Origin of the sequence: Phenylobacterium sp. (assembly GCF_036821595.1) — a bacterium.
Classification (GTDB): domain Bacteria; phylum Pseudomonadota; class Alphaproteobacteria; order Caulobacterales; family Caulobacteraceae; genus Phenylobacterium.
Genome location: NZ_DAISJG010000170.1, coordinates 1 through 2,024, shown reverse-complemented (window position 1 = coordinate 2,024; position 2,024 = coordinate 1). Strand labels below are relative to the sequence as shown.

Below are 2,024 nucleotides of genomic sequence, written 5' to 3'. Positions count from 1 at the left end.
CCGCTGGTGGTCTACGCTCGCCGCCCGCAGCTGCAGCCGCCCGGACAGCTCGGCCCGGCCGGCGCGGCCTACGACCGCGGCGCGGTGAAGGTCACGGTGCCCGTCTCCGAACAGGGCGTGGCGATGGGCTCCGTCTATCTCGAGACCGAGCCGGAGCCGTTCGCCGCCCTGCTCGGCCGCCACAGCGGCCTGGCCCTGCTCTCCGTGATGGCCTTCCTGCTGCTGGGCGTGATCACCCGCGCCGCGACCCAGCTCCAGCGGCGGGCCGGGGAGCTGGCCCTGGCCAACGAGCGCCTGACCGTGGAGATGCGCGAACGCGCCCGCGCCGAGGAGGCCCTTCGCCAGAGCCAGAAGATGGAGGCGCTGGGCCAGCTCACCGGCGGCATCGCCCACGACTTCAACAATCTCCTGCAGGTGGTCCAGGGCGCCTTCGAGCTGATCCGCCGCAAGCCGGGGGAGACGGCGAAGGTTTCGAACTGGGCCGAGAACGGCCTGCAGGCCGCCGAGCGCGGCGCGAGCCTGACGCGCCAGCTCCTCGCCTTCTCCCGCGCCCAGAAGCTGGAGCTCCGGCCCTTCGTGGTCAGCGAGCTGATCGGCGACATGCGCGATCTCCTGACCCGCACCCTGGGCTCCGAGATCGACCTGGAGTTCCGCCTCGACGACCAGGGCGTGCCCGTGCTGTCCGACCGCACCCAGCTCGAGCTGGCCGTGCTGAACCTGGCGATCAACGCCCGCGACGCCATGCCCGACGGCGGGCGGCTGACCATCGCCTGCCGGGTGACCGAGATCGCCCCGGGCCACCCGATGCTGCCGCCGGACACCTATGTGGAGCTGCGGGTCTCCGACACCGGGGCCGGCATGGCCCGCGAGGTGGCCGAGCGCGCCTTCGACCCCTTCTTCACCACCAAGGGCGTCGGCAAGGGCACCGGCCTTGGCCTCAGCCAGGTCTACGGCGTCGCGCGGCAGGCCGGCGGCGAGGCCCGCATCGAGAGCGAGCCCGGCCGGGGGGCGACGGTCGTCATGCTGCTGCGCCGGTCCGCCCAGGAGGCGCCGGGCGCCGTCGCGGCGGAGGCCCGGCGCGCGCCGGTGCTCGCCCCGTCGGGCGGGGCCACGGTGATGGTGGTGGACGACGACGACGACGTCCGCAGCCTGGTCCGCGACACCCTGGAGCTGCTCGGCTACCGGGTGCTCAGCGCCGACGGCGGGCCCGCGGCCCTGGAGGCCCTCGACAAGGTGCGGCCGGACCTGGTGCTGATGGACTTCGCCATGCCCGGCATGAACGGGGCCGAGGTCGCGGGTCTGGCCCGCCAGAAGTGGTCGGAGCTGCCGATCGTCTTCGCCAGCGGCTACGCCGACACCGCGGCCGTGGAGAACGCCCTGGGCGGCCGGGCCGTCATCCTGCGCAAGCCCTTCGAAATGGACGAACTGGCCCGCGTGGTCGCCGAGGCCCTGGCGCCGGCCGGCGCCTAGGGGCGAAGGGCAGAGGCGGCGCGGGAGCCGGCCCCCATGCCGGTTTCAAAATCCACGCGCCCATCCGGGCGCCGGGATCAAATTTTCGGGGAGCGCCGAGGGCAACGTCCGGAACCGAGCCCTAGAAAAGGCCAGGACGGAAGCAGCCGAACCGGAACGGTATTCGACGACGGAAACCCACACAGAACTGAGTTCGGTACAAGGAATAATTTGGAATTCTGGCGACAGCGGCAGAAATTACCTATATAAAGTTTCACATACGTATCGATTTCAGGACACCGTCCGCCGGGCTCGCCTGGCGGGCGCCGAAGAGGATTTCCGCATGCGCCACCCCGACCGCGTCGTGTTCACCGTCGCCCGCCACCAGGACGGCTGGGCCGTCGAGCAGGACGGCGTGATCACCGACCACGCGCAGGACAAGGAAGTCGCCAAGGCCGCGGCCAACAAGCGGGCCCGTGAGGTCCAGGATCGCGGCCAGCCGTGCCAGGTGCGGGTGAGCGGCGAGCACGGCTTCTTCGTGGTCGCCTGAGATGGCTCCCCCGCGCCCCAAACCC

General features: G+C 71.6%; 2 protein-coding genes. Both read left to right on the top strand.

The window, feature by feature from the left end:
• Positions 1-1,470, top strand: a 1,470-nt coding sequence (locus V7Z97_RS20305; protein ID WP_334165430.1) for a response regulator, incomplete at its 5' end; no start/stop codon positions are given.
• Between the two features lie 322 nt (positions 1,471-1,792).
• On the top strand, positions 1,793-1,999 hold the full coding sequence (locus tag V7Z97_RS20300; RefSeq protein WP_334165428.1) for a hypothetical protein: 207 nt from the start codon (positions 1,793-1,795) through the stop codon (positions 1,997-1,999).
• The last annotated feature ends 25 nt before the right edge of the window (positions 2,000-2,024 follow it).

What these genes read in the sequence shown, in the direction of transcription:
- V7Z97_RS20300 (WP_334165428.1), top strand. Translation starts at nt 1,793, where the DNA reads ATGCGCCACCCCGACCGCGTCGTGTTCACCGTCGCCCGCCACCAGGAC.